The sequence below is a fragment of the Acinetobacter sp. YH01019 genome (assembly GCF_013420285.1).
In the GTDB taxonomy this organism is placed as follows: domain Bacteria; phylum Pseudomonadota; class Gammaproteobacteria; order Pseudomonadales; family Moraxellaceae; genus Acinetobacter; species Acinetobacter gandensis.
Map to the genome: position 1 here is coordinate 23940 of NZ_VOYM01000002.1, position 24971 is coordinate 48910.

Consider the following 24971-nt stretch of genomic DNA (forward strand, 5'->3'; position numbering starts at 1 on the left):
TCTCTTTCCTATTGCGCTGGATAAGCCGAGTCAGTGTTGTGGTGCTGCGCATCAATCGCCGATTGCACTTCAACTACATCATCAAACCAATGACGAACACCCTCAATTTCTTGATAGTTTTCATGGCCTTTACCAGCAATCACCACAATATCACCCGCTTGCGCTTGGTTTACTGCGAATTTAATCGCTTCACGGCGGTCATGAATTTCATGGACAGTTTTTCCAGTAAAATTTACACCCGCCTTCATATCTGCAAAAATTTGTTCAGGATTTTCCGTACGTGGATTATCCGATGTTATCAACGCCACATCAGCATGATTTAATGCCGCCTGTGTCATCAAAGGACGCTTACCGCGGTCACGGTCACCACCACAACCGAACACAGCCCAAAGCTGCTGCGATACATGACGTTTTAATGTTTGTAAAACTTGAATCAAAGCATCCGGAGTATGTGCATAATCCACTACAAATAAACGCGCGTCATCACGAATCACTTGCATACGACCTGGCGCACCTTTCAATTCGGGTGCTGTCGCAATCAATGCCGCCAAATCAAAACCGGCTTGTTCAGCTGCAATTAAGCTCGCGACAATATTTTCAATATTGAAGTGTCCAAGTAATGGGCTATTCACTTCAAACTCGCCATCAGCCGTGCGTAATTTGAATTGTGCCCCACTTAAACTGTAATGAATATCCTTCACTTGATAATCAGCTGCTTGACGCGTTGAATAAGTTAAAATTTTAGGTTGAGCGGGATTTTGACGTGAAGCATCAAGCATCACATTGGCGTGTTCATCATCAATATTGATAATCGCCACTTTTAACGATGCAAATTTGAATAGACGTGACTTAGCTTCGGCATAGGCTTCAAGGGTTTTATGATAATCCAAATGGTCACGGCTTAAATTGCTATAAGCGGCAATCTCAATTGCACAACCATTTAAACGACCTTGTTCTAAACCATGAGAACTGGCTTCAATTGCAGCAAATTCAGCGCCTTCAAGTGCATAAGTATGCAAGGCATTTTGCATATGTAAAGCATCTAATGTCGTGTGTGACGATGCTTCAAGATTTGGTAAAATACCATTCCCTGTCGTGCCCATCACTGCACATTTTTTGCCTTGCAGCATTAACAATTCTGCAATTAAACGTGAAATGGTTGTTTTACCATTGGTCCCTGTTACAGCCAAAATACGTGCTGCTTGTACAGGTTGCGTGGTTTGCAAATACTGCTTTTGCCATTGCCCCATCAAATGACGTACATCTTCAATCACGATACTTGGACTAACACCCAAATCCATTTCTGACACCACAGCCATAGCACCGCGGTCTAATGCCGCTTGCGCAAATTGAGCAGTTTTTTCAGGTTGTGAAAACGAAGTCAGGGCAATGAAAATTTGCCCTGTGCTGACTTTACGACTATCCAGATTGAACCCCTGAATGGATTGTTTCATCCATTCAGCAGGCTGTTCAACGGTGTATAGATCTTGAAACGTAATTTTCATTCATCACCTATTTCTGGATATTGGGAGTATCTAAAGGTTTATCTAAAGGAACATTCATTAAACGTAAGGATTCTTGCATCACGCGCGCAAATACAGGAGCTGAGACTGTACCGCCATAATAAGAACCTTGCGGGTTTTCCACCACGACAATCATCGCAAGACGTGGATCACTCACAGGTGCAACCCCAGCAAACAAAGCGCGATACTCAGAAGTTGAATAGCCTTTACGGTCTGCACGTAATTTATGTGCTGTACCTGTTTTCCCTGCCACGCGATAACCCGAAATCGCAGCGCGAGTTGCCGTACCGCCCGGTAAAGTCGCGGTTTCCATCATCAATAAAACTTGGTCTGCGATTTTTGGATCAATCATTTGATCGCCTTTCGGCTTTTCTTCCAACTTGTACAAACTGAGTGGCATTTTAACGCCTTTATTGGCAATCATCGCATACGCATCTGCAAGCTGAAGCACGGTTGCGTTTAAGCCATAACCATAAGCCATAGTCGCAACTTCTGAGACATTCCATTTACTTTTCGGCAAGATTAAACCCGCACTTTCACCAGGGAATTTAACTGCTGAACGCTGACCAAAACCTAAACGCTGATAAAAAGTTGGTAAGGTTTCATACGGCAGTGATAAGGCCATTTTAGCCACACCAACGTTGGATGATTTTTGAATAATGCCACCTAGTGTCAAGGCACCATAGTTATGCGTATCGCGAATGGTATGATTACCGACACGCATCGAACCTGGCGAGGTATTGACTACGGTATTCGGCTGATATTTACCGCTTTCCAAAGCCATCGCAACGGTCATTGGCTTCATGGTCGAACCCGGCTCAAATGAATCTACTGCGCCACGGTTACGCATTGCATCTTTATTACCTAAACTTTTCTTGTCGTTCGGGTTATACGATGGCCATGAGGTCATCGCCAAGATTTCACCTGTTTTCACATCAACTGCAATTGCGGTTGCTGAACGTGCATTGTTTGCCACACCTGCCGCAGTTAACTCACGATACATAATGTATTGCAGGCGCGAGTCGATACTTAGTGTGATATTTTCCCCAGATTCGACTTCTTTGACAATTTCAGGGTCTTTAACACGATTGCCTTTTTTATCACGCACAATTTGTTGCGCCCCATCTACACCAGAAAGACGTTGATTAAGCTGCATTTCCAAACCTTCAATCCCCATCCCCTCACTATTGGTCAAACCAATAATTTGTGAATTGGGCTGAGGTTGCGGGTAATAGCGCTTGTAGTTTTTCTCGGTATAGACTCCCTGAAAATCACGTTTCATGATCAATTCAGCTTGTTGCGGAGGAACTTCTTTTTGTAAGACTAAATAGCGTGAACGTGGACGCTCATTCATTTTACGTTTAAGTTCTGCACGATCCATCCCCACAGCATCCGCTAACTCATCCAAATTTAAATTTTTATCTGGCAATTGACGCTTAAGTTTGCGGTTGGTTGGATCTTTGGCAAGTTCGGCTGTGGTTTCTTCAAACAGTTTTTTATTATCAAAATAATCACGTGGATCAATCACGATTTTCATGATCGGTGTACTAATCGCCAAAGGCACACCATGACGATCGTAAATAACACCACGCATGGCTTTGAGCGTTTCAGTTCTTAAAATTTTGGCATTGGCTTTATTTTGCAAAAAGTCTTTATTAATAATTTGCACATAAAAAGCCCGTCCTACGAGTGCAATAAAGCACAGTAAAACAACCGCCCACATGAGGTGGTAACGCCACATTTCCACAGCAATCGCTGTTTTACCTGTTACAGACTGCTGTTTTTTACGTGGAGCTTGTTTGTTTCTTTTCTCAACCATGTGACAGCTAGCCTATTTTTTCTGTTCTGGAGTTTGTGGCAATGAAATAACAACCGTTTGAGCGACTGGTGGTGAATACATACGTAGTTGAGTCACCGCACGTGTTCCAATTTGCGCAGTTGCACCGAAAGTTTGTTGTTCGATAAGTAAGCGCCCCCACTCTGCATTTAAGTCGTCTCGTTCACGCATAAATGTACTAAGCTTACGATAATCTTGACGATACTCAAACACTTGGAATACCACCATAATGGCACTGATAAAAACCAACACCATCAAAATGCCATAAACAACGACTTTTTTTGTTTGCAGCTTATTCGCTATTTTTTCTATCGCTTCGGTTTTCATTCTTTGCCTTTTAAGCTAAACGCTCTGCCACTCGAAGCCAAGCACTACGCGAACGTGGGTTGGCTTTTACTTCTTCATCACTAGCTTTAATACGAGATACTTTTTTCAAACGGCGGGTATCTTCACGTTTCTGTGGTAAGCCCCAGCCTGTATCTTCTGCCAATGTCGATTCTTTTTGAATAAATTGTTTAATTAAACGATCCTCTAATGAATGGAAGCTAATCACTGCAAGTGTTCCTTCAGGTTTAAGCATTTCCACTGCTTGAGGCAAGAAAATATCAATATCGTCGAGTTCTTTATTAATAGCAATACGGATTGCTTGGAAAGTACGTGTTGCAGCATGCTTATTTTTTTCCCATTTCGGGTGCGCAACTTTTACAATCTCTGCCAATTGACCAGTGGTTTCAATATAACCCGCTGCTTTAATCGCTTTGGCAATACGGCGGCTATAACGCTCTTCACCATATTTAAAAATAATATTCGCCAGGTCTTCTTCTTCAATATCTACCAACCACTGTGCCGCTGTTGGGCCTTGCGAGTTATCCATACGCATGTCCAAAGGACCATCTTTCATAAAGCTAAAACCACGTTCAGCTTGATCAAGCTGAGGTGAAGATACCCCTAAGTCCGCCATGATGCCATCTACAGACTCAATACCACGATCTTGTAATTCTTGTTTTAAATCCGCAAAGCTGGCATGAATAATTTTAAAACGCGGATCTTCTTGCTCTAATTCGGCAGCGACAGCCAATGCTTGAGGGTCTTTATCAAAACCATAAACACGTGCATTTTCATCTAATTTAGACAGCAATAAACGAGTGTGTCCGCCACGTCCAAAAGTCCCATCTACGAAAATTCCTGTATTGCGATCTGCTAGTAAGGCATCAACAGTTTCATGAAGTAATACAGAAATATGCGACATAAGGGTTCGTTCAACACAGCTAAAAATGTAACTGCACATTATTACCTTGTTTTAGCAAAGCTCCAAACGTCTTTTTGTACAGAAATATTACTTTCCATAGAGAAAACCGTTTTTATTTTATGCCATTTAATAAAAAAACCTCCCAAAGGAGGTTTTTTTAAAGCAAATAGAAAAATCTGAATTAAATCTTAACGCTTATTGTTATAGATTTGATCAAAGATTGCGCCATTCACAAAGTGGGTTTGCTGTGCTTTAGACCAACCACCAAAAACTTCATCAATGGTGAATGTTTTTAAAGTTGGGAACTGTGCTTTATATTTGGCTAATACTTCTGCATTACGTGGACGATAGAAATGACGTGCTGCCATATCTTGACCCAATGGTGAATACAAGTAGTTGATATAACCTTGCGCTAACCATTTATTGCCATTTTTCGCCACAGTTTTATCAACAATCGCAACCGAAGGTTCAGTCAAAATAGACATTGATGGATAAACAATATCAAACTTATTTTTACCCAATGTTTTTTGCGTCACTAATGCTTCATTTTCCCATGTTAATAACACGTCACCAATTCCGCGCTCAGCAAAAGTTGTCATTGATGCACGTGCAGCAGAATCCATCACTTTGACGTTATGGTACATTTTGCCGACAAAATCTTTCGCTTTCGCTTCGCTGCCACCTGGTTGTTTTAGAGCATAACCCCAAGCAGATAGATAAACCCAACGTGGTAAGCCACCAGTTTTCGGGTTAGGCGTAATAATTTGTACACCCGGTTTGGTCAAGTCAGACCAATCTTTAATTTTTTTCGGATTGCCTTTGCGTACCATGAACACGATGGTTGATGTATATGGTGCAGAATTATGTGGAAACTCTTTTTGCCAACCTGGTTGAATTTGACCTGACTTGACGATTTCTTCAATGTCGTTCGCCAAAGCTAAAGTCACTACATCGCCTTTTAAGCCATCAACAACCGAACGTGCTTGCTTACCTGAACCACCATGTGATTGTTTGAATGCAACTGTATTTCCAGTGCGCTCTTTCCAATAAGCACCAAATGATTTGTTAAATTCGTCGTAAAATTCACGTGTTGCATCATAAGATACGTTTAAGAATTCACGGTCAGCAGCTTGTGCTGTTGTTGTAGTAAATGCCACACCTGTTGCCAATAAGGCAGCACTAATCAAGGCTTTAAATTGAGTTTTCATACCAGCCAGCATAAAGTTATCTTCAATGGTGCTAAATATATGAAATAAAATCATAAATCGCAATTCAGATATGTATCTTCAAAGAGCTTAGTATTTGTAGATCTTATTTTTTAAAATATTGTTTTTATTACTAAAATATCAAAAACACTTTACTTATTATGCATATATAGGTTTTTATGGATTGCATATGCAAAAAACGGATAACAAATTATCCGTTTCAAAAAAATTTAGCTAAATAAAAAGATCAATCCATACATCGACTTAATTTTTCTCACTATAAATTTGATCAAAAATCGCACCATTTACGAAATGTGTCTTCTGTGCTTTTGCCCATCCCCCAAATACTTTATCAATCGTAAAAGTTTGTAGTTTTGGAAATTGTGCCGCATATTTCGCAGTCGCTTTTGCATCACGTGGACGGAAGTAATATTTACCAGCTAACTCCTGTCCTTTTGGTGAGTATAAATAGTTGAGATAGCCTTTAGCTAAGTTTCGATTGCCATTTTTATCAACGGTTTTATCAACCACTGCCACAGAGGGTTCTGCCAAAATCGAAATCGATGGGTAAACAATATCAAACTTATCTTTACCTAAACCTTGTGTTGCTAATAATGCTTCATTTTCCCAAGACAATAGCACATCACCAATACCGCGTTCTGCGAAAGTAGTCAGTGAGCCACGCGCACCTGAATCTAACACTTTGACATTGCTATATAGTTTTTTGACTAAATCTTTCGCTTTCGCGTCATTACCACCCGGTTGTTTTAACGCATACCCCCAAGCAGATAAATAAATCCAACGTGGTGCCCCACCCGTCTTCGGATTCGGTGTAATAATTTCAACGCCCGGCTTGGTTAAATCATTCCAATCCTTAATTTTCTTTGGATTGCCTTTACGTACTAAAAATACAATGGTCGAGGTATAAGGTGCAGAATTATTCGGAAATTGTTTTTGCCAATTCTTATTGATCTGACCGGTAGCCACAATTTCATCAATATCGTTGGCCAATGCCAAGGTCACAACATCGGCTTGTAGTCCTGTAGCGACTGCACGGGCTTGCTTACCTGAACCACCATGCGACTGTTTAAAGTTAATTTCTTGACCTGTACGCTGTTTCCAATACTGACCAAATGCCTGATTATATTCTTGATAAAACTCACGGGTCGGATCGTAAGATACATTTAAAAAATCTTTTGCGGCATATACCTGCGCAGCCACACTACTCAATAAAACCAAAACCCCAGAAGCAATTATTTTTTTCATTTGATTCAACTTATACTGACGATTAAACGCACTATATAAATCTAAAATAATATTAACAATCAGCAATCTATATTATTATTTCAGTAGTATTTCTATTTTTTAGATATCCAAAAAACAGCCATCAAATGCAGAAAAATTGCTAAATCTCAGCCATTATCAAAATTCCCTCCATGCTATCTTCACAGTTGTCTGTTACAACTACCGAAAATCTGTAGAAAACAGTCTATTTAGGTAACTCTAAAACCGACTTTTTTAGTTTTTTTGTAAAAATTGTGACGTAGTTCTACTTTTTAATTACCAAAGATGGTTAAATCGTAGTCTAAATATTAAAACGATATTGCAAAATATAAAGTTCCATCACCAAATAAGGGGAGATTTGGACATGAAATTTTCTTATGCAGTGTGCCTTGGATTGGGCATCGCATTGACAGCGCAAACAGGTTTTTGTGCGGTTACACATAGTTCTTCAAATAAAGTAACTATGCCTGCTGAACGCACTTCTTTGATTGAGAAGGCCATTAATCAGCAAAAATCGGAAGCAAAAGGTCGTACAGACGATAATTTAAAAGTGCTAACTTCGATTAAAGCACCACCATCACAAAGCTTTTTTGCATCACAAAACCAAAGTTTTTCACGTTTTGTCCAAGCCATTTTCTCTGGCAGCAACTCTTAATCTACAGATTTTATCTCTAGATTGTTGAGTTCAGCATAAATTTATAACCATTGGTGCTCTCCCCTCCGAGCATCGAGATAAGCCTGATCATTGAATGTTGAATTAAGCATTAAGTGATCAGGCTTTTTCGTTATAATAGTCCCTAATTTACATTCTGATTAATAGCTGATTATGACTGTTCGTACTCGTATCGCACCTTCTCCTACTGGTTTCCCGCACGTTGGGACTGCCTACATTGCATTGTTTAACTTATGTTTTGCAAAACAGCATGGCGGTGAATTTATTCTTCGTATTGAAGATACTGACCAATTACGCTCTACCCCTGAATCTGAAAAAATGATTTTAGATTCATTGCGCTGGCTAGGTCTTAATTGGTCTGAAGGTCCTGATATCAGCGGGCCACATGCGCCGTACCGTCAATCGGAGCGTATGGACATTTATAAACAATATGCATTGGAACTTGTTGAAAAAGGCCATGCTTTCTACTGCTTCGCAACGGCAGCAGAACTTGATCAAATGCGTGCTGAACAACAAGAACGCGGCGAATCACCTCGCTATGATGGCCGTGGTTTAAAACATACTGCTGAAGAAGTTGAACGCCGTTTAGCTGCAGGCGAGCCTCATGTTATTCGTATGAAAGTCCCTGAAGAAGGTATTTGCAAATTCAATGACTTATTACGTGGCGAAGTAGAAATTCCATGGGCACAAGTTGACATGCAAATTCTATTGAAAACTGACGGCCTACCAACTTACCACTTAGCAAACGTTGTTGATGACCATTTAATGGAAATTACCCACGTGATCCGTGGTGAAGAATGGATTCCATCTGCGCCTAAACATCAGTTGCTTTATAAATACTTTGGTTGGGAAATGCCTGTGCTTTGCCACATGCCATTATTACGTAACCCAGACAAATCAAAACTGTCTAAACGTAAAAACCCAACCTCAATCAACTATTACAAAGATATTGGTGTACTACCAGAAGCTCTTTTGAACTACTTGGGTCGTATGGGCTGGTCTATGCCAGATGAAAGTGAAAAATTCACTTTGGCTGAAATGATTGAACATTTTGATATTCAACGTGTGTCTTTGGGTGGCCCAATCTTTGATGTTGAAAAACTCAACTGGTTGAATGGTCAATGGATTAAAGGGCTTACCCCTACTGAACTTTTGAATACACTGTTGGCTTGGAAATCAGACCGTCAAACACTGGAAGATATTGCTGCCGCGATTCAACCACGTATTAACTTATTGTCTGAAGCAGTAAATTGGGCTGGTTTCTATTTCAACCAATTCCCAACACTGTCTAAGGAACAATTTGAAAGCAAAAAATTGTCTGAAGAACAAGTACGTCAAAGCCTACAATTTGCCATTTGGCGCCTTGAAAGTTTATTCACGTGGAATAATGACACGGTAAGCCAAACACTAATGGATTTAGCGAACCAAATGGGCATTAAACTCCGTGACTTTATGCCAACGTTCTTTATTGCGATTGCAGGCTCTACTTCATCTACACCTGTAATGCAGTCTATGGTCACCATTGGCCCTGATTTGACCTTCGCACGTTTACGTCATGCACTTGAAATTGTGGGTGGTCCGAGTAAAAAAGAAACAAAAGCGTGGGAAAAACTTAATGAAAGCTTAAAACTGCCGAAAAATGATGCAGTTGATGAAGCTTAATTGAATTTTTAGTTGACGCGTGGGCGTTATCCCCCTAATATAGCGCCCATACAGAGAGATGGTGTTAACCAAATCGAAGTTGCCTCACTTGTCCCTATCGTCTAGAGGCCTAGGACATCGCCCTTTCACGGCGGTAACCGGGGTTCGAATCCCCGTAGGGACGCCATATTCAAGATTATTTCTTTGAAATGGTCTTAATAAAAAACCCAAGCATTATGACTTGGGTTTTTTATTGCCTAAAATTTATAGTCAGAACTTTCCTTGGTATTTTTGCTTTCTGCGTTATTCAGATTAGAATAAGTCATAGATTAAAATTATGGAGTTGTAATGCAATACCGTTGCCCAAAATGCCAAAGCCCTAAAATTATGCCTCAGGCACAAGCAGGTGCACCTGTCGCACGCCCTGTTGTTCCAAAAAGTTTAATCATGTTGATTCCAGCAGTATTTATTTTATTACTGTTGGTATTAATCAGCATCGCAATGTGGATCTTTGGTGATGGCGCTGGAACGACATTACAAAGCGCTACTGTGGTTGTCTTTATTGTTTGTGTAATTGCTGGTTTTATGTTCTACCGCGATTTGCCAGATTTCAAAATTTCTATGCAAGGTTTCATGCAATCGCAAAAGAAATGGAAATGCCGAGAATGCAATCATGAGTGGGAAATCTAATTTTCTAACTTAATCAAAAATCACATCAGCTCAATGCTGATGTGATTGATCATGTGGATGCGATTCACGCTCGCCATGATGATGTTCATGGGCATGATCAGAGTTATGGGTGTGATGGCGTACCACACATTCATCTTCCTCGATCTGCAAGGTCATCTCCGTGATCCCATGCTGATGTTGTAGCATATCAATTGCCTCAAAATACAAAGCATTTCGATCTGCTTCTGGCGCATATAGATGCACAGTTAAATGTACATTTTTCGATGTGATTGCCCAAACTTTTAACTGGTGAATATTTTCCACCCCTTTCAATGCCAGGAGATCATTACGTAATTTTTCAATATCGATTTCTTCTGGTACACCTTCCAATAAAATATTGATGCTTTGTTTTAATAAAATCCAAGTCCGTGGCAATACCCAAAATCCAATTAACACCGCAATGACCGTATCGACCCACATCCACCCAGTGAAATAAATCACTGCGGCACCAATAATGACACCTACTGAGCCCAAAGCATCACTGAGCACTTCTAAATAAGCCCCTTTCACATTCAAACTTTCTTGTGAACTGGAAAATAGAATACGCATCGAAATTAAATTAATGATGAGACCAATTACAGCAACAATCATCATCCCCATACTTTGAATTTCAGGTGGTGTCGAAAAGCGCTGATAGGCTTCGTATAAAATATAGATAGCCACAACAAATAACATCAGGGCGTTAAATAAGGCCGCCAAAATTTCAAAGCGCTGATAGCCAAAGGTACGTTTATTATCAGCAGGAAGTTTTCCTATTTTTATCGCAACCAATGCAATGGCCAGTGCAGCAGCATCTGTGAACATATGTGCCGCATCTGAAAGCAACGCTAGACTTTGAGTGATAAAACCTGCCACGACTTCAACAATTAAAAAAGTTGTCGTCAGTGCCAAAGCAAAACTGAGTTTTTTTACATTACCTTCCGTCACAACGGCATGGCTGTGGTCATGCCCATGATGCTCACTCATTATTTTCTGACCTTTATAAATTATATGTTCTTCAGTCTTGAGCTTAACAGGTGCAGTAAACGTAATAAAATTACATTATTCAACCTTCAGTACTACGTTTCACCTTCAAACTTTAAAACTGCTTTTTTCAGCATCTACTTTCAATTTATTAAAAATCATTTTTCGCAATCTAGATGACTGAAATCACTTATAGATATTTTTCAAGAACTATTCACATATCATGACAAGCATGCTAATTTCATCTTAGTGTTCTGCATAAAACAATTAAATCAATCAACACAGCGCACGAATAACTGCAATTAATTTTTTATTAATCAAGTGGTTATATTTTTAAGCAAGGAGTTTAACAATGATGATACAAGCTCTGAAAAAAGTCTATGCACTGTTATCACAACAGATGAATCCAAAGTTGCAAGGAATGCATCTTTCGGTTCCAGAAGCCGAGGGTAATTATGCCCAAGGAACTTATTTCGAAATTCTTGCGGCTCAACACCATCAAGACTTTCTCAGTCACCATACTATGGATTCAGCAGACCAATCCCCTACTGACTATCGCAATGCCATGTGGAATTTTTTAAGTGCCGCATTAAAAGGTCATAAAGATGCCCAATATCGCTTAGGTCTCGGTTATTTACGTGGAGAACTCGGCTTGGACCGCAATTATGAACTTGCAGAACTTTGGCTCAGTAAAGCTGCTGCACAAGGCCATGAACATGCAGATTACGTCTTACATCATGCCTATGAAGACATTGTTGTATAGTCATTGCACCCTAAGCAATAAAAAACCAGCCCGCAGGCTGGTTTTTTATTTTAAAACTGGAACTTAGTTACCAATTTTGCGGTATTTTTGACGCTTCGCAACAAGGTCATCACCATCACGTTTACGACGGAATTCTTCAAATTCATGGTAGTTACCCGTGAAGAATTCTGGTGTTTCACCTTCAAATGACAAAATATGTGTTGCAATACGGTCTAGGAACCAACGGTCATGCGAAATCACCATGACTGTACCTGGGAATACAAGAATTGCATCCTCAAGTGCACGTAAAGTTTCGATGTCCAAGTCGTTTGATGGTTCATCGAGTAAGATTACGTTTGCGCCCATTTGTAGGATTTTCGCAAGTTGTAAACGGTTACGTTCACCACCTGACAATTGACCTACGCGTTTTTGCTGATCTTGACCTTTAAAGTTAAAGCGACCGATATAAGCACGCGATGCAATTTCGTAGTCACCAATCTTCAAGATATCTAAACCGCCAGAAACTTCTTCCCAAACCGTTTTGTTATCATCTAATGTGTCACGAATCTGACCCACGTAAGCCACTTTAACCGACTCACCCAGTACCACAGTACCAGTATCAGGTTGTTGCTCACCTGTCATCATACGGAATAGTGTGGTTTTACCCGCACCGTTCTCACCCACAATACCCACAATCGCACATGGTGGAACAACAAATGATAAGTCTTTATAAAGCGTACGATCACCAAACGATTTGCTGATGCCTTCAACTTCTACAACCTTGTTGCCTAGACGTGGACCAGGTGGAATGTAGATTTCTGAGGTTTCGTTACGCTGTTGGAATTCACGAGAGTTAAGCTCTTCGAAGCGTTCCATACGCGCTTTGTTTTTCTTTTGCTGACCTTTAGCATTTGAACGAACCCATTCAAGTTCTTTTTTCAATGCTTTAGCAAAAGATTCTTCTTGCTTCTGTTCTTGCTCTAAACGCGCATTTTTCTGCTCTAACCAAGAAGAGTAGTTACCTTGGTATGGAATACCCATGCCGCGGTCAAGCTCAAGAATCCATTCAGCAACGTTATCCAAGAAATAACGGTCATGCGTAATGGCAACGATTGTACCTGGGAAGTCTTTCAAGAAACGTTCCAACCATGATACTGAAGAAGCATCCAAATGGTTCGTAGGTTCATCTAGAAGCAACATGTCCGGTTTAGACAATAACAAGCGGCAAAGTGCTACACGGCGGCGCTCACCACCTGACAACTTAGATACGTCTGCATCCCATGCTGGAAGGTTTAACGCAGCAGCAGCTTGGTCCATTTGGTTCACAATGTTGTGTGCATCCCAAGAATGGATAATTGCTTCTAACTTCTCTTGCTCTTTTGCAAGTGCATCAAAGTCAGCATCTTCAGCTGCATATTCAGCGAAAACTTCATCTAAACGTGCAAGAGCATCAAGTGGTTCACGCAAACCATCTTCCACGTTACCACGTACGTCTTTGGTTTCGTCCAAAGGTGGTTCTTGCTCAAGGTAACCAATTTTGATACCTGGTTGCGCACGTGCTTCACCTGAGAAATCTTTATCTACGCCCGCCATAATACGAAGCAAGGTAGATTTACCTGCACCGTTTAGACCAAGCACACCAATTTTTGCGCCTGGGAAAAATGATAAAGAGATGTCTTTTAGGATTTCGCGTTTCGGCGGAACCATTTTCGACACACGGTTCATCGTGTAAATATATTGGGCCACGTAGGACTCCTCAATAGTCAAACCATATACGGAACAACATAAAGTTGCCCCTGCTCAAATGAGCGAAAAAATAATCGGCTATTATACGCATAAAGTCGCGAAAAAATAAGGTTTCACACGCGGCTTCAATGCATTGTTACAAGTTTAATTCTGCATAAAAAATAATCACGATATTTTTAATTCAATTTCACTCATCTTTAGCTGAAATTTATTCATATATATGAATAAATTTGCTAAATATTTGACAACTTATGCACTTTTACTTATATAAATAAATGATAGACTGATTAAAAATCAACTCACAAAGATGAAGTAAACATGACATATAAAGATGAAACTTTAGCGATTCACGCAGGGTATACCCCGGAAGCAACCACCAAAGCTGTTGCGGTTCCGATCTATCAAACAACATCATATTCGTTTGATAATACTCAACATGGGGCAGATTTATTTGATTTAAAAGTTCAGGGTAATATCTACACCCGTATTATGAACCCCACCACTGCAGTGCTAGAACAACGTGTTGCAGCACTCGAAGGTGGTATTGGTGCATTGGCTTTGGCTTCAGGTATGGCAGCAATCACCTATGCCATCCAAACCATTGCCGAAGCAGGTGACAATATTGCTTCCGTTTCGACGCTTTATGGCGGAACGTATAACTTATTTGCGCATACCCTACCAAAACAAGGCATTGAAGTTCGATTTTTCGATTATCAAAATCCTGAAGCCCTTCGTAGCCTCATTGATGAAAAGACCAAATTGGTTTTTGTTGAATCTATTGGCAATCCACTTGGCAATATTATTGATTTAGAAGCCATTGCAAAAATTGCGCATGAATATGGTGTGCCTGTCATTGTTGACAATACGGTTGCAACTCCAGTCCTGCAAAAGTCTTTTGAATTTGGTGCCGATATTGTGGTGCATTCATTGACCAAATACATTGGGGGTCATGGTAATTCCATTGGTGGCATTATTGTCGATAGCGGTAAATTTCCATGGGGTAAATACCCTGAGCGCTTTAAAGCATTGAATACACCTGATCCAAGTTATCACGGTGTCAACTATGTCGAGGCATTAGGCGAAGCCGCTTACATTGCCCGTGCACGCGTAGTGCCACTACGTAATACCGGTGCAGCCATTAGCCCACATAATGTATTTTTGATTCTTCAAGGCTTGGAAACTTTAAGTTTACGTATGGAACGCCATACTGAAAATGCGCAAAAAATTGCAGAGTATTTGCAAGCGCATCCAAAAGTGAAATGGGTCAATTACGCAGGTTTAAAAGATCATCCGCAGCACGCTTTGGCGCAAAAATATGTTAAAGGTAAACCTTCAGCTATTCTCTCTTTTGGCGTACAAGATGGTCTTGCAGGGGGCACACGCTTCATTGATGCGCTGCAACTCTTTACACGTTTGGTCAATATTGGCGATGCAAAAAGCTTGGCTTGCCATCCTGCAACCACAACACATCGTCAACTCAACGAACAAGAGTTAAAAGCTGCTGGTGTGAGCATAGACATGGTGCGCCTCTCAATTGGCATTGAACATGCGGATGATTTAATCGCCGATTTGGAGCAAGCATTAGCTACCGTTTAAATTAGAAAAATCAACAAGGCCTCTGTATAGAGGCCTTTTTTGTATGAATTAAGAATCTATTTCTCTCACTCTTCGAATATTAAATTGCTGAAAATTTCATTTTAAAAACTGCTCAAATAAACAGCACGGTCATCCGTATGCCATTTACAAATTTAGATTTATTATTTTGACTAAAATATTTGTATCTATGCTTTGCTAGAAAGGGCTTCTCTTTCACGGATTTATATGCTAAAAATCGCTTAACGCGCTATTTTGTTTTAGAGTAAAAACTCTAAATTACACTGAATTATCAACAACTTATATTCTAGCTTTTTTTATTTAAATCGTTATCATACAGCTCATTAAGAATAGCCTTCCGCTTGACGCCAACAGGCCGATAAATGACTACAAAAATATGGATTGAACAGGGAACCTTATTGTGAATTCAAGACTCGAAAACCGCTTTGTTGACCGTGTAAACGGCAAAACCATTTTGATCACAGGTGCATCTAGTGGTATTGGTTTAACCACAGCTCATCGCCTTGCCAATGCAGGTGCTCATGTTCTATTGGTTGCTCGTACCAAAGAAACGCTCGATGCCGTTAAACAAGAAATTGAAGCCAGTGGTGGTAAGGCTGATGTCTTTCCATGTGACTTAAATGATATGGATTCGATTGATGCCGTTGCACAACAGATTTTAGCGTCAGTCGATCACATTGATATTCTGATTAATAATGCAGGCCGTTCAATTCGTCGTGCTGTGCACGAATCTACGGATCGCTTCCACGACTTTGAACGTACCATGCAGTTAAATTATTTTGGTGCCGTCCGTTTAGTGATGAACTTATTGCCTAAAATGATGATTCGTCGTGAAGGCCACATTATCAATATCAGTTCAATTGGTGTGTTGGCGAATGCAACGCGCTTCTCTGCTTATGTAGCTTCGAAGGCCGCGTTAGACGCGTTTAGTCGTTGTTTAAGTGCAGAAGTTCATTCTCACAACATTGCAATTACTTCGGTCTATATGCCTTTGGTTCGTACACCAATGATTGCACCAACAAAAATTTATAAATACGTACCAACACTTTCGCCAGAGCAAGCTGCTGATTTAATTGCATATGCGATTGTGAAACGCCCGAAAAAAGTGGCAACTAATTTGGGTCGTTTGGCATCCATTACCTACTCTATCGCGCCGGACATCAACAACAAACTCATGTCGATTGGTTATAACCTATTCCCAAGCTCTTCTGCCTCTGTTGGACAACAACAAAAGTTGAATTGGGTACAAAAAGCATATGCTCGCTTATTCCCGGGTGAGCATTGGTAATCAGCTAACCCACCAAATAATTTAAAAGTCCCATTTGGGACTTTTTTTTATTCGTCTTGAGTGTGCTTTTTTGCTAGATTGAAGCTATAGCTTAAAATAATGGCTTAACTCGATCAAAAGAATGAAAAATCTAAATATTGCTATTATTGGTGCAGGTACAGCAGGTTTAGCTGCAGCATCACTCCTAGCAGCACAAGGTCATCACATCCATCTGTATGAAAAAGTCAGTGAACTTGAGCCTGTTGGTGCAGGATTACTGTTACAACCCGCTGGACTCGCCGTTTTTGAACATCTGGGTGTGTTAGAACATGCTCTTACACTGGGTACGATGGTCAGCGGTTTAGAAGGCCAAATTTCTGGCGGTGATTTGCTGATTAATAGCCATTATAAACAAGCAGATCCACGTTTCTATGGTTTAGGGATTCACCGTGCCACTTTATGTCATGTACTCGAGTCCAAAGCCCGTGAATATACCAATCATATCGAATGGCACATGCAGCACGAGATTGCTGAGTTAGAGCAACGAGATGATAGCGTCAGTTTAATTGGAACAACTCAGGGCTATTCATTCACCCACCGTTGTGATTTGGTACTGATCGCCAATGGCGCACGTAGCCAACTTCGGCCACAGACATGGGTTAAGTTAAATAAGCCTTATCCATGGGGTGCCAAGTGGATTATTGTGCCGGAATGTGAAGTACTTAACCCTAAAATTCTACATCAGTTCTATCATCGCTCGAACATCATGATGGGTGTGATGCCCACAGGAGCTGTTCCGAGTCAGCCTGAACAGCGACTCTCGAGTATTTTTTGGAGTTTACCGAGTAATCAACTTGAAAGCTTTCTAAAAACACCGAAGCAGCAACAACAATGGCTACATGATGTTTCAAAACATTGGCCTAAAGTAGCCGAATGGTTAGAACATCACATTCCACACGCAGATCATAAGCCAGCTTGGCTCTCGGCCAACTATCGTGATGTGGTTTTAAGTAAACTTGGCGAGGGTCGAATTGGTCTGATGGGTGACGCAGCACATGCCATGAGCCCTCAACTTGGACAAGGCGCCAATATGGCTTTACTAGATGCATGGGCGATCAGCCAGGCCGTACTAAAAGCAAGTCAGAATAATCAGCTATTTAACCACGAAGCGCTTTGGCAGCATTATCATGAACTGCGCCTATCATCGGTTCGTTTTTATCAATTTTTTAGTCGCTTACTAACGCCATTTTATCAGTCGAATCATGCTTGGACGGGCCCCTTACGTGATCTTTCTTTTCGCGCAATGTATCAACTGCCCTTTTTCCGTAAGGAAATGGCCATCACCATTTCAGGACTAAAAACAGGTGCATTTGGACAAATGAATTATGCTGATATTGCGCGTAGACCCATCATTCAGACCAACGAGCTACTTGTCGATTTAAAATTTGATTAAGATTTAACTCCCCATCAAAGACACGATGGCTTACACTATGGGGTTGCTACTGACATTGTAGCTTTTTAATTTTTGAATATTATTTGGTGAAATTCTCATGAACAACGTGCAATGGCTCGATGAAGTAAAATTTAACGAACAAGGCTTAGTGCCTGCTATTGCACAGCATCATCAAACAGGTCGAGTGTTGATGGTGGCATGGATGAACCGTGAAGCTTTAGCGCTAACTGCTGAGAAAAACCAAGCGGTGTATTTCTCACGTTCACGCAATAAGTTATGGCACAAAGGCGAAGAGTCTGGTCATTTTCAAACTGTACATGAAATCCGCTTAGACTGTGATGCGGATGTGATCATTCTACAAATTGAGCAGTATGGTGGTATCGCCTGTCATACCGGTCGTGAATCTTGCTTTTACCGCAAATTGACACCAAATGGTTGGGAAATTGTGGATGCACAAATTAAAGACCCAAGCCAAATTTATGGTGAAAAATCAACAAATCCACATACGCTTGCTATGAATGCCTCAAATGCGACTTCAGAGCAAGTAGATGTTCTGTCATACCTAGGTCAGATGATGGCGGAGCGTAAAAAAGCGGATCCAGATTCATCTTATGTGGCGAAGTTGTACCATAAAGGCCTAAACAAGATTTTAGAAAAAGTCGGCGAAGAAAGTGTTGAAACCATTATTTCTGCCAAAGACTTTAAAAATGAAGCCAACGAAGATCATAAAAATGATTTGATCTATGAAGTGGCTGATTTATGGTTCCATACCATTGTGATGTTAGGTTACTTCGACCTCGACCCTCAATTGGTGTTAAATGAATTGGCACGCCGTCAAGGCTTATCAGGTTTGGTTGAAAAAGCCAACCGTAGTCACTAAGTCTTGCCTGTGTCAGATATTAAGAAACCGGCCGCCACCTATGAGCAAGCAACTGCCATAGATAACGCACGCTTGGGCAAATCTTTTAAAGTGATTGCCTATGCTGGCACAGGTAAAACCACCACACTGCAAATGATCAGTGATGCCATGCCGCAGCGGCGTGGTATGTACTTAGCATTCAATAAAGCCATTGCGACTGAGGCACAAAACCGTTTTCACAACCATGTTGACTGTCGTACATTCCACTCTTTGGCCTATCGCAGTGTTCCACGTGGAGTGACGGATAAACTACGCTTACCCCGTTTAAGCCCAAGTTTTATTGCCAAAGAATATCGTCTTAGCCCAATTACCTTACGTCGCATGATGGGTGGACGCTATGAAAAATATGTGTTGATGCCGTCACGCCTTGCTAGTTTGGTGGCTAATGCTGTGAGTTATTTCTGCTCCACCAGTTCACAGTACCCAGCTCCACGCCATTTACAAGCGCCGAGTTGGTTACATCCAGATGATATTACTGAATTACAAAAACATTTATATCCAGCTGTAGAACGACGTTGGCTCGAATCCATCGATCCAAATCATGCCGCAGGGATTGGTCATGATATTTACCTAAAATTATGGGCTTTGTCTGAACCGAATATTCCCGCCGATTATGTCTTGTTTGATGAAGCACAAGACGCTGATCCATTAATGCTGGGAATTTTACTTAAACAACGTAATACCCAAGTTATTTATGTCGGTGACGCACACCAACAAATTTATGCATGGCGTGGCGCTGTCAACGCGATGCAGCAATTACCCTTACCCGAGTCTCGTTTAACGACATCATTTCGTTTTGGTGAAGAAATTGCTTTTAACGCCAATGCCTTGCTAGGCGCACTCAATGAGACAGTGCCCTTACTTGGCAATCCACATGTCAATTCCAAAGTGGTCAACAAGCCCCACACCAAAATGCGGGATGCTATTTTATGTCGCACCAATGCACGTGCCATGGAATTACTCTTAGCAGGATTAGTCAAAGGCGAGAAAGTAAGTCTACAAGCCGATCATGCACGATTAAATCGTTTTGTTGATGCAGCCGCGATGCTAAAACAAGGCAAGCGTGTGGTCGATGTACCTGAATTGGCATGGTTTAACTCATGGCATGATGTACATGAATACTGCGAAACCAATGATGGTAGTGACATTAAGCCCTTGGTGAAATTGGTCGACGATCACGGTACAGATCCGCTCAAAAAAGCATTAGCGAAAATTACCCCAATTGATCAAGCTGATTACATCATTTCGACTGCACATAAAGCCAAAGGTTTGGAATGGGATCGTGTGCATATTGAAGATGACTACCAATTTAAGCTAAATGAAAAAGACTATAAAATTAGTGACGAAGAGTTACGATTACTTTACGTTGCCTGCACACGTGCTAAAGTAAGCTTAAATATCCATCATATTTATGATTTAGTGCAGCATTTAAAACGACAAATGCCCAAGTCCTTAGCTCAAGCAGTCAGCTGATATGATGTATAAAAAGGTGAATAAACAATAAGTCAGTAAAAGGTGCATTATGAAAATAGATTCAATCCAACTTAAGCACACCCTACATTTTACTGACATAAAACTTAATTTTAATTATCACGATCTCCCGATTACTTTAATTTTGGGTGATCAAGGCTCAGGGAAAACCTCTCTATTACGTTTTAGCTATCAAGCGCTCACATGGTTTGCTGCGCGCTATAAAGACTTACGTACCACAGGCGTAGTCATGCTCGATCAAGATATAATGTTGGCGCGCTTACAATCTAAACTCGATATTCAGGTTCACTTTCCCGAAGAAATTGGCTCTTTTCAACCCTCAAGTGATCAACAAGAAATCGACCCACAAGCCTGTTCTTGGCAATTGTATAAAACCTTAAATAGCCAAGCGGTTGGCATCAGTAAAGTCGAAACACAGCAACTCGAAAGTATGGTGAGTTTATATCAAAAAGCATTAAAGGCAGACCCATTGCTTGGACTACCATTAATTGCCTACTATCCTGCTGAGCGATTTGTAAATGACGTCAATATTCTCAATAAAAATAACCCAGCCATTTTTCAAGCTGCACATGCTTATGAAATATCTGCTATTCCGTTTACCACCTTTATTCGCTTTTTTGAGTGGTTTCGTGAAATTTCTGATATTGAAAATGCACAAAGTGCACAACTCATTCAAGACCTTCTCAATCATAAAAGTGCCGTACAAGAACAAAGCAATGAAACCACTGGTTTCTTTAGCCAAAAGCTCATGCAAGCGCAAGCTGACTTGCACGCCCCTGCTTTACGTTCACTGAAACAAGCCCTGCAAATGGTATTGCCCGAAATCAGTAACATTTATCTGCAATATCATCCCAAATTGCAGATGATGGTGACTTATCAAGGTAAAGAAATGTTGTTCCAACAACTTTCAAATAGCATTCGTAACCTAGTCGCATTAGTTGGCGATATCGTCCGCCGTATGTGTCTACTTAATCCAAACAGTCTTTATCCATGCCAAGAAGGTGATGGTATTTTATTGATTGATGCGATTGATCATCAGCTCGACCAAAATATGGCGCAAAGTATTCTGACACGATTGAATGAGGCTTTCCCGCGCTTACAAATCATTGCCACTGGTAATCGACCTGAATTACTAGAACAAGCTTCTCGCTTTCAATGTCTGCATTTGGTCAACAAAAAAGTCAATCGCATTGAACCTGAGAAAATGCAGGAAACCTATGAGCAAATTTATCAACAATTAAAGCTCGACCAAGTGGATCACATTGAAGCCAAAGAAAATGATGACAAAGCTGCGAGTGTCGAATTAAAAGAACCGCAACATTCAACTGAAAATCTGCAAAATATACTGCAACAAATTCAAACTCAATTATCTGAATCTCAGCAACAAGAACTCATTCGATTATTAACGCAAGCTGGGGACCAAACCACTCCCCAAACGCTCTGATCAATAACACAATGACATTATTTCAACCCCAACAAAACAGTTAAACTAATTGCCGCCTAAATAAACAATATGTCCAAGGCTAAGCCCCAGACATTTTTCGTAGGCGTATAATCGTCATGTGCATCATAAAAAGATTGATGTTGTTTTACGCATGTAATATGATCGGTTTTATTTGCAAATTTCATAGTAACATCGGAATTTGCTATCGTTTCACAAGCTGCGCAACACAGCTTGATTTTAATTTTTTTGACACACATGGCTTTCAAGATTGAATTTTTGGACTGCTCCTTGCTGTCCTGTAATCCTTGAAAGATGAGATTCACCTAGGTTTCACAACCTAATCATGACAATGGATACGAGTGTGCTACCGATTATTATATTGTTACCGTTAATACTGGGCACAACACTTGTCTCGTGGTTGAAGCAATTCTCTCGCGGGGTAGTCGCTTTCGGGGCGATTGGCGTTAGCCTCAGCAGTCTTATTTTACTTCTGACCCAAGCCAAAGACGTATTTAATGGGCAAACGATCATTCAAACTTGGCCATGGTTAAGCCAAGCTGGGATTGATTTTAGCTTTCGACTCGATGCTTTAGGTTTACTATTTTCACTGTTGATTACTGGCATCGGCACGCTTATTTTTATTTATGCCTACTATTATTTAAGCCCCAAAAATTCACTCAGTAAACTTTATGTTTTGCTCATGCTGTTTATGGCAGCCATGCTCGGCATTTCATTGTCTAATAATTTAATTTTATTACTTATTTTCTGGGAACTGACCAGTATTTCATCCTTCCTATTGGTGGGGTATTGGAGCAACTACGAAGCCGCACAGCGCGGCTCGCGCATGGCATTAACTATCACAGGCATGGGCGGCTTATGTATGTTGGGTGGCTTTGTGCTTTTGGCACAAATCACAGGCACTTATCAAATCGACCAAATCTTAACGATGGGCGCTGAAATCCAACAACATGCTTTATTTGTACCGACCTTATTGCTGATTTTAATGGGTGCATTTACCAAAAGTGCGCAGTTCCCATTTCATTTTTGGCTACCGAATGCCATGGCTGCACCAACGCCAGTATCTGCCTATTTACACTCTGCAACGATGGTCAAAGCCGGTATCTTTTTATTAGCGCGATTGCTCCCTATTTTTGCAGGTGCAGCGCTTTACCACAACATCGTCACCTTTATTGGTTTATTTACGCTGTGTATGGCGGCCTTCTTTGCTATTTTTAAAGAAGATTTAAAAGGCTTACTCGCTTATTCAACGATTAGTCATTTAGGTTTAATTGTTTGCTTGCTCGGTATTGGATCACCGCTAGGCGTTGCTGCCGCGATATTCCACATCATTAACCATGCAACGTTTAAAGCTGCCTTGTTTATGATTGCAGGGATCATTGACCATGAGTCAGGCACACGCGATTTACGTAAGCTTTCAGGCTTATGGCAACTGCTCCCGTTTACAGCAACCTTAACCATGATTACCGCTGCATCAATGGCAGGTGTCCCGCTCACCAACGGCTTTCTTTCTAAAGAAATGTTCTTTACCGAACTTTTGGCCAATCTTTCTGGCCCAGTAATGGTCATTTCTGCCATCGTTGCGACATTTGCCGGTATTTTTGCTGTGGCATATTCGGTACGCCTTGTCCATGGCGTATTTTTCGATGGTCCACTAGGTAAAGAAGTTCCAAATAAAGATGCTCATGAGCCACCTTTTGGCATGCGTGCACCTGCAACGCTGCTCGCAATACTATGCATTTTAGTTGGTTTAGCCCCTGCCCTATTACTTGAAAATATCGTCAATAGTAGTACCCGTTCAAGCATTCAAAATGCTGCCTTTGAAGGTACACATTTAGCGATTTGGCATGGCTTTAATACTCCTTTATTGATGAGCGCAATTGCCCTTATTGGTGGATTGATCTTCTATTTCTCACTCGCAAAAAATGGCAAATTACGCAAAATTGATTTAGACCCTACGCTTGGAAAGCTCCAAGGCAAAGTCTTATTCGAGCTGTTCCTTAAGCACTTATTGCTGACCTCACGTAAATTCCGTCGCTTTACGGAAAATGGCAAATTACAAAGCTATTTATTGTGGATCGTGATTTTTACTGTCGCATTAGTCACAGTGCCATTTTGGATGCAAGGCATCGGCACAGGAACACGTGAACAAACCCATGCCTCAGCTATAGCAATCATACTCTGGTTATTACTCTTCTCTGCATGCTGGATGATGTTGTGGTTCCACCATGAACGCATTAAAGCCGTACTGATTAGTGGTGCGGTTGGCCTTGTCGTAACCATGGTCTTTATTTGTTTCTCTGCGCCTGATTTGGCTTTGACACAAATTACCGTTGATGTGGTCACCACTGTGTTGTTGTTGATGAGTTTGTCTTTATTACCACAACTCACCCCGTATGAGTCGAGTGTCTCTCGTCGTTGGCGAGATGCCATCATTGCAATCATTGCTGGTTTAGGGATTGCATGGATTTCATGGTTAATTATGACCCGTGACCACAATTCAATTTCGTGGTTCTTCATGCAACAATCGATTCCACTGGGTGGTGGTACCAACGTAGTTAACGTTATTTTGGTCGATTTCCGTGGCTTCGATACCTTCGGAGAAATTACCGTACTTGGCATCGCTGCAATTGGAACATTGTGCATGATGGATGGGATGCGTGCCCATGGCACAACGATTACTCAAGGTTTAACTTTCCGATTTAATCCTTCGCCACTGATGTTTCGTATCACCTCATCATGGATTTTGCCTCTGGCTTTGGTGGTAAGTTTATATATTTTCCTACGCGGCCATAACTTACCCGGCGGGGGTTTTATTGCTGGCTTAATCACCTCATTGGCATTGGTCATTCAATATATAGCACTCGGTCAAGACCGTGCCGAGCAGCTGATTGGTGCCAAGTCAGGTCGCTTATATGAAGTTTGGATTGGTATTGGCCTAACGGTTGCAGGACTGACAGGGATCGCTGCATGGTTATGGGGACGTCCATTCCTGACCAGTGCTCATATCTACGTCTCACCACCTATTTTGGGTGAAATGCATTTAGCATCTGCCGCACTATTCGATACAGGTGTTTACATTACAGTGGTCGGTGCAACCATGTTAATGATTTCAGTACTAGGCGACTCGCGTCACTCGAGCATGTCTGGTCCAGTACCAAGAGGCGAATAAA

General features: G+C 41.0%; 19 protein-coding genes and 1 tRNA gene. 12 read left to right on the forward strand and 8 right to left on the reverse strand.

The genetic code is table 11. The features are described 5' to 3' along the window. Positions 1–8: 8 nt before the first annotated feature. The 6 genes from FTT84_RS01435 to FTT84_RS01460 form a co-directional block, all read right to left on the reverse strand. Positions 9–1505: a UDP-N-acetylmuramoyl-L-alanyl-D-glutamate--2,6-diaminopimelate ligase gene (locus FTT84_RS01435; protein WP_180079697.1), complete on the reverse strand. Its 1497-nt coding sequence runs from the start codon at positions 1503–1505 to the stop codon at positions 9–11. A gap of 7 nt (positions 1506–1512) precedes the next feature. Further along, a complete protein-coding gene (gene ftsI / locus FTT84_RS01440; protein ID WP_067763014.1) occupies positions 1513–3342 on the reverse strand; it encodes a penicillin-binding protein PBP3 in 1830 nt (609 codons plus the stop codon). Positions 3343–3354: 12 nt separating this feature from the next. Beyond that, positions 3355–3687 (reverse strand): cell division protein FtsL, encoded by a 333-nt coding sequence (ftsL, locus tag FTT84_RS01445; RefSeq protein WP_067763016.1) that lies wholly within the window; start codon positions 3685–3687, stop codon positions 3355–3357. 10 nt (positions 3688–3697) lie between these two features. Continuing rightward, a complete protein-coding gene (rsmH, locus tag FTT84_RS01450; RefSeq protein ID WP_180079699.1) occupies positions 3698–4609 on the reverse strand; it encodes a 16S rRNA (cytosine(1402)-N(4))-methyltransferase RsmH in 912 nt (303 codons plus the stop codon). Positions 4610–4797: 188 nt separating this feature from the next. After that, positions 4798–5817, reverse strand: coding sequence for a sulfate ABC transporter substrate-binding protein (locus tag FTT84_RS01455; RefSeq protein ID WP_180079721.1), 1020 nt, complete (start codon positions 5815–5817; stop codon positions 4798–4800). 261 nt (positions 5818–6078) lie between these two features. After that, the gene (locus FTT84_RS01460) at positions 6079–7080 is read right to left on the reverse strand and encodes a sulfate ABC transporter substrate-binding protein (protein ID WP_180056224.1); all 1002 of its coding nucleotides are present in this window, start codon (positions 7078–7080) and stop codon (positions 6079–6081) included. A gap of 382 nt (positions 7081–7462) precedes the next feature. Here FTT84_RS01460 and FTT84_RS01465 point away from each other — a divergent pair, with 382 nt between their 5' ends. From FTT84_RS01465 to FTT84_RS01480, 4 genes are all read left to right on the forward strand, one after another. Then, entirely contained in the window at positions 7463–7753 is a 291-nt protein-coding gene (locus tag FTT84_RS01465) for a hypothetical protein (RefSeq protein WP_180056223.1), read from the forward strand. Between the two features lie 171 nt (positions 7754–7924). Further along, positions 7925–9433 (forward strand): glutamate--tRNA ligase, encoded by a 1509-nt coding sequence (gltX, locus tag FTT84_RS01470; RefSeq protein ID WP_180079701.1) that lies wholly within the window; start codon positions 7925–7927, stop codon positions 9431–9433. Positions 9434–9523: 90 nt separating this feature from the next. Further along, a tRNA-Glu gene (locus tag FTT84_RS01475) sits at positions 9524–9599 on the forward strand. Between the two features lie 161 nt (positions 9600–9760). Then, entirely contained in the window at positions 9761–10102 is a 342-nt protein-coding gene (locus tag FTT84_RS01480) for a hypothetical protein (RefSeq protein WP_067763027.1), read from the forward strand. Positions 10103–10132: 30 nt separating this feature from the next. On the opposite strand, the gene FTT84_RS01485 is transcribed toward FTT84_RS01480, so the two are convergent. After that, positions 10133–11107 (reverse strand): cation diffusion facilitator family transporter, encoded by a 975-nt coding sequence (locus FTT84_RS01485; RefSeq protein ID WP_180079703.1) that lies wholly within the window; start codon positions 11105–11107, stop codon positions 10133–10135. Positions 11108–11456: 349 nt separating this feature from the next. Between FTT84_RS01485 and FTT84_RS01490 the strand changes: the two genes are divergently transcribed. Continuing rightward, on the forward strand, positions 11457–11867 hold the full coding sequence (locus FTT84_RS01490; protein WP_180079705.1) for an SEL1-like repeat protein: 411 nt from the start codon (positions 11457–11459) through the stop codon (positions 11865–11867). A gap of 63 nt (positions 11868–11930) precedes the next feature. On the opposite strand, the gene ettA is transcribed toward FTT84_RS01490, so the two are convergent. Next, positions 11931–13592, reverse strand: coding sequence for an energy-dependent translational throttle protein EttA (ettA, locus tag FTT84_RS01495; protein WP_067763035.1), 1662 nt, complete (start codon positions 13590–13592; stop codon positions 11931–11933). 318 nt (positions 13593–13910) lie between these two features. Between ettA and FTT84_RS01500 the strand changes: the two genes are divergently transcribed. The 7 genes from FTT84_RS01500 to FTT84_RS01530 all read left to right on the forward strand — a co-directional run bounded on the left by FTT84_RS01500 (position 13911) and on the right by FTT84_RS01530 (position 24970). After that, positions 13911–15188 carry an O-acetylhomoserine aminocarboxypropyltransferase/cysteine synthase family protein gene (locus FTT84_RS01500; RefSeq protein ID WP_180079707.1) on the forward strand — a complete coding sequence of 426 codons (1278 nt, stop codon included), beginning with the start codon at positions 13911–13913 and terminating at the stop codon, positions 15186–15188. 418 nt (positions 15189–15606) lie between these two features. Then, positions 15607–16494, forward strand: a complete 888-nt coding sequence (locus FTT84_RS01505) for an SDR family NAD(P)-dependent oxidoreductase (RefSeq protein ID WP_067763039.1) — start codon at positions 15607–15609, stop codon at positions 16492–16494. A 121-nt stretch (positions 16495–16615) separates the two neighbouring features. Further along, positions 16616–17926: an NAD(P)/FAD-dependent oxidoreductase gene (locus FTT84_RS01510; RefSeq protein WP_180079710.1), complete on the forward strand. Its 1311-nt coding sequence runs from the start codon at positions 16616–16618 to the stop codon at positions 17924–17926. Between the two features lie 97 nt (positions 17927–18023). Continuing rightward, positions 18024–18806 carry a bifunctional phosphoribosyl-AMP cyclohydrolase/phosphoribosyl-ATP diphosphatase HisIE gene (gene hisIE / locus FTT84_RS01515; protein WP_180079712.1) on the forward strand — a complete coding sequence of 261 codons (783 nt, stop codon included), beginning with the start codon at positions 18024–18026 and terminating at the stop codon, positions 18804–18806. A gap of 9 nt (positions 18807–18815) precedes the next feature. Next, entirely contained in the window at positions 18816–20318 is a 1503-nt protein-coding gene (locus FTT84_RS01520; RefSeq protein ID WP_180056216.1) for a UvrD-helicase domain-containing protein, read from the forward strand. 49 nt (positions 20319–20367) lie between these two features. After that, positions 20368–21780: an AAA family ATPase gene (locus FTT84_RS01525; RefSeq protein WP_180079713.1), complete on the forward strand. Its 1413-nt coding sequence runs from the start codon at positions 20368–20370 to the stop codon at positions 21778–21780. Positions 21781–22129: 349 nt separating this feature from the next. After that, complete coding sequence (locus FTT84_RS01530) at positions 22130–24970, forward strand: monovalent cation/H+ antiporter subunit A (RefSeq protein WP_180079723.1); 2841 nt, start codon at positions 22130–22132, stop codon at positions 24968–24970. Position 24971 lies beyond the last annotated feature (1 nt).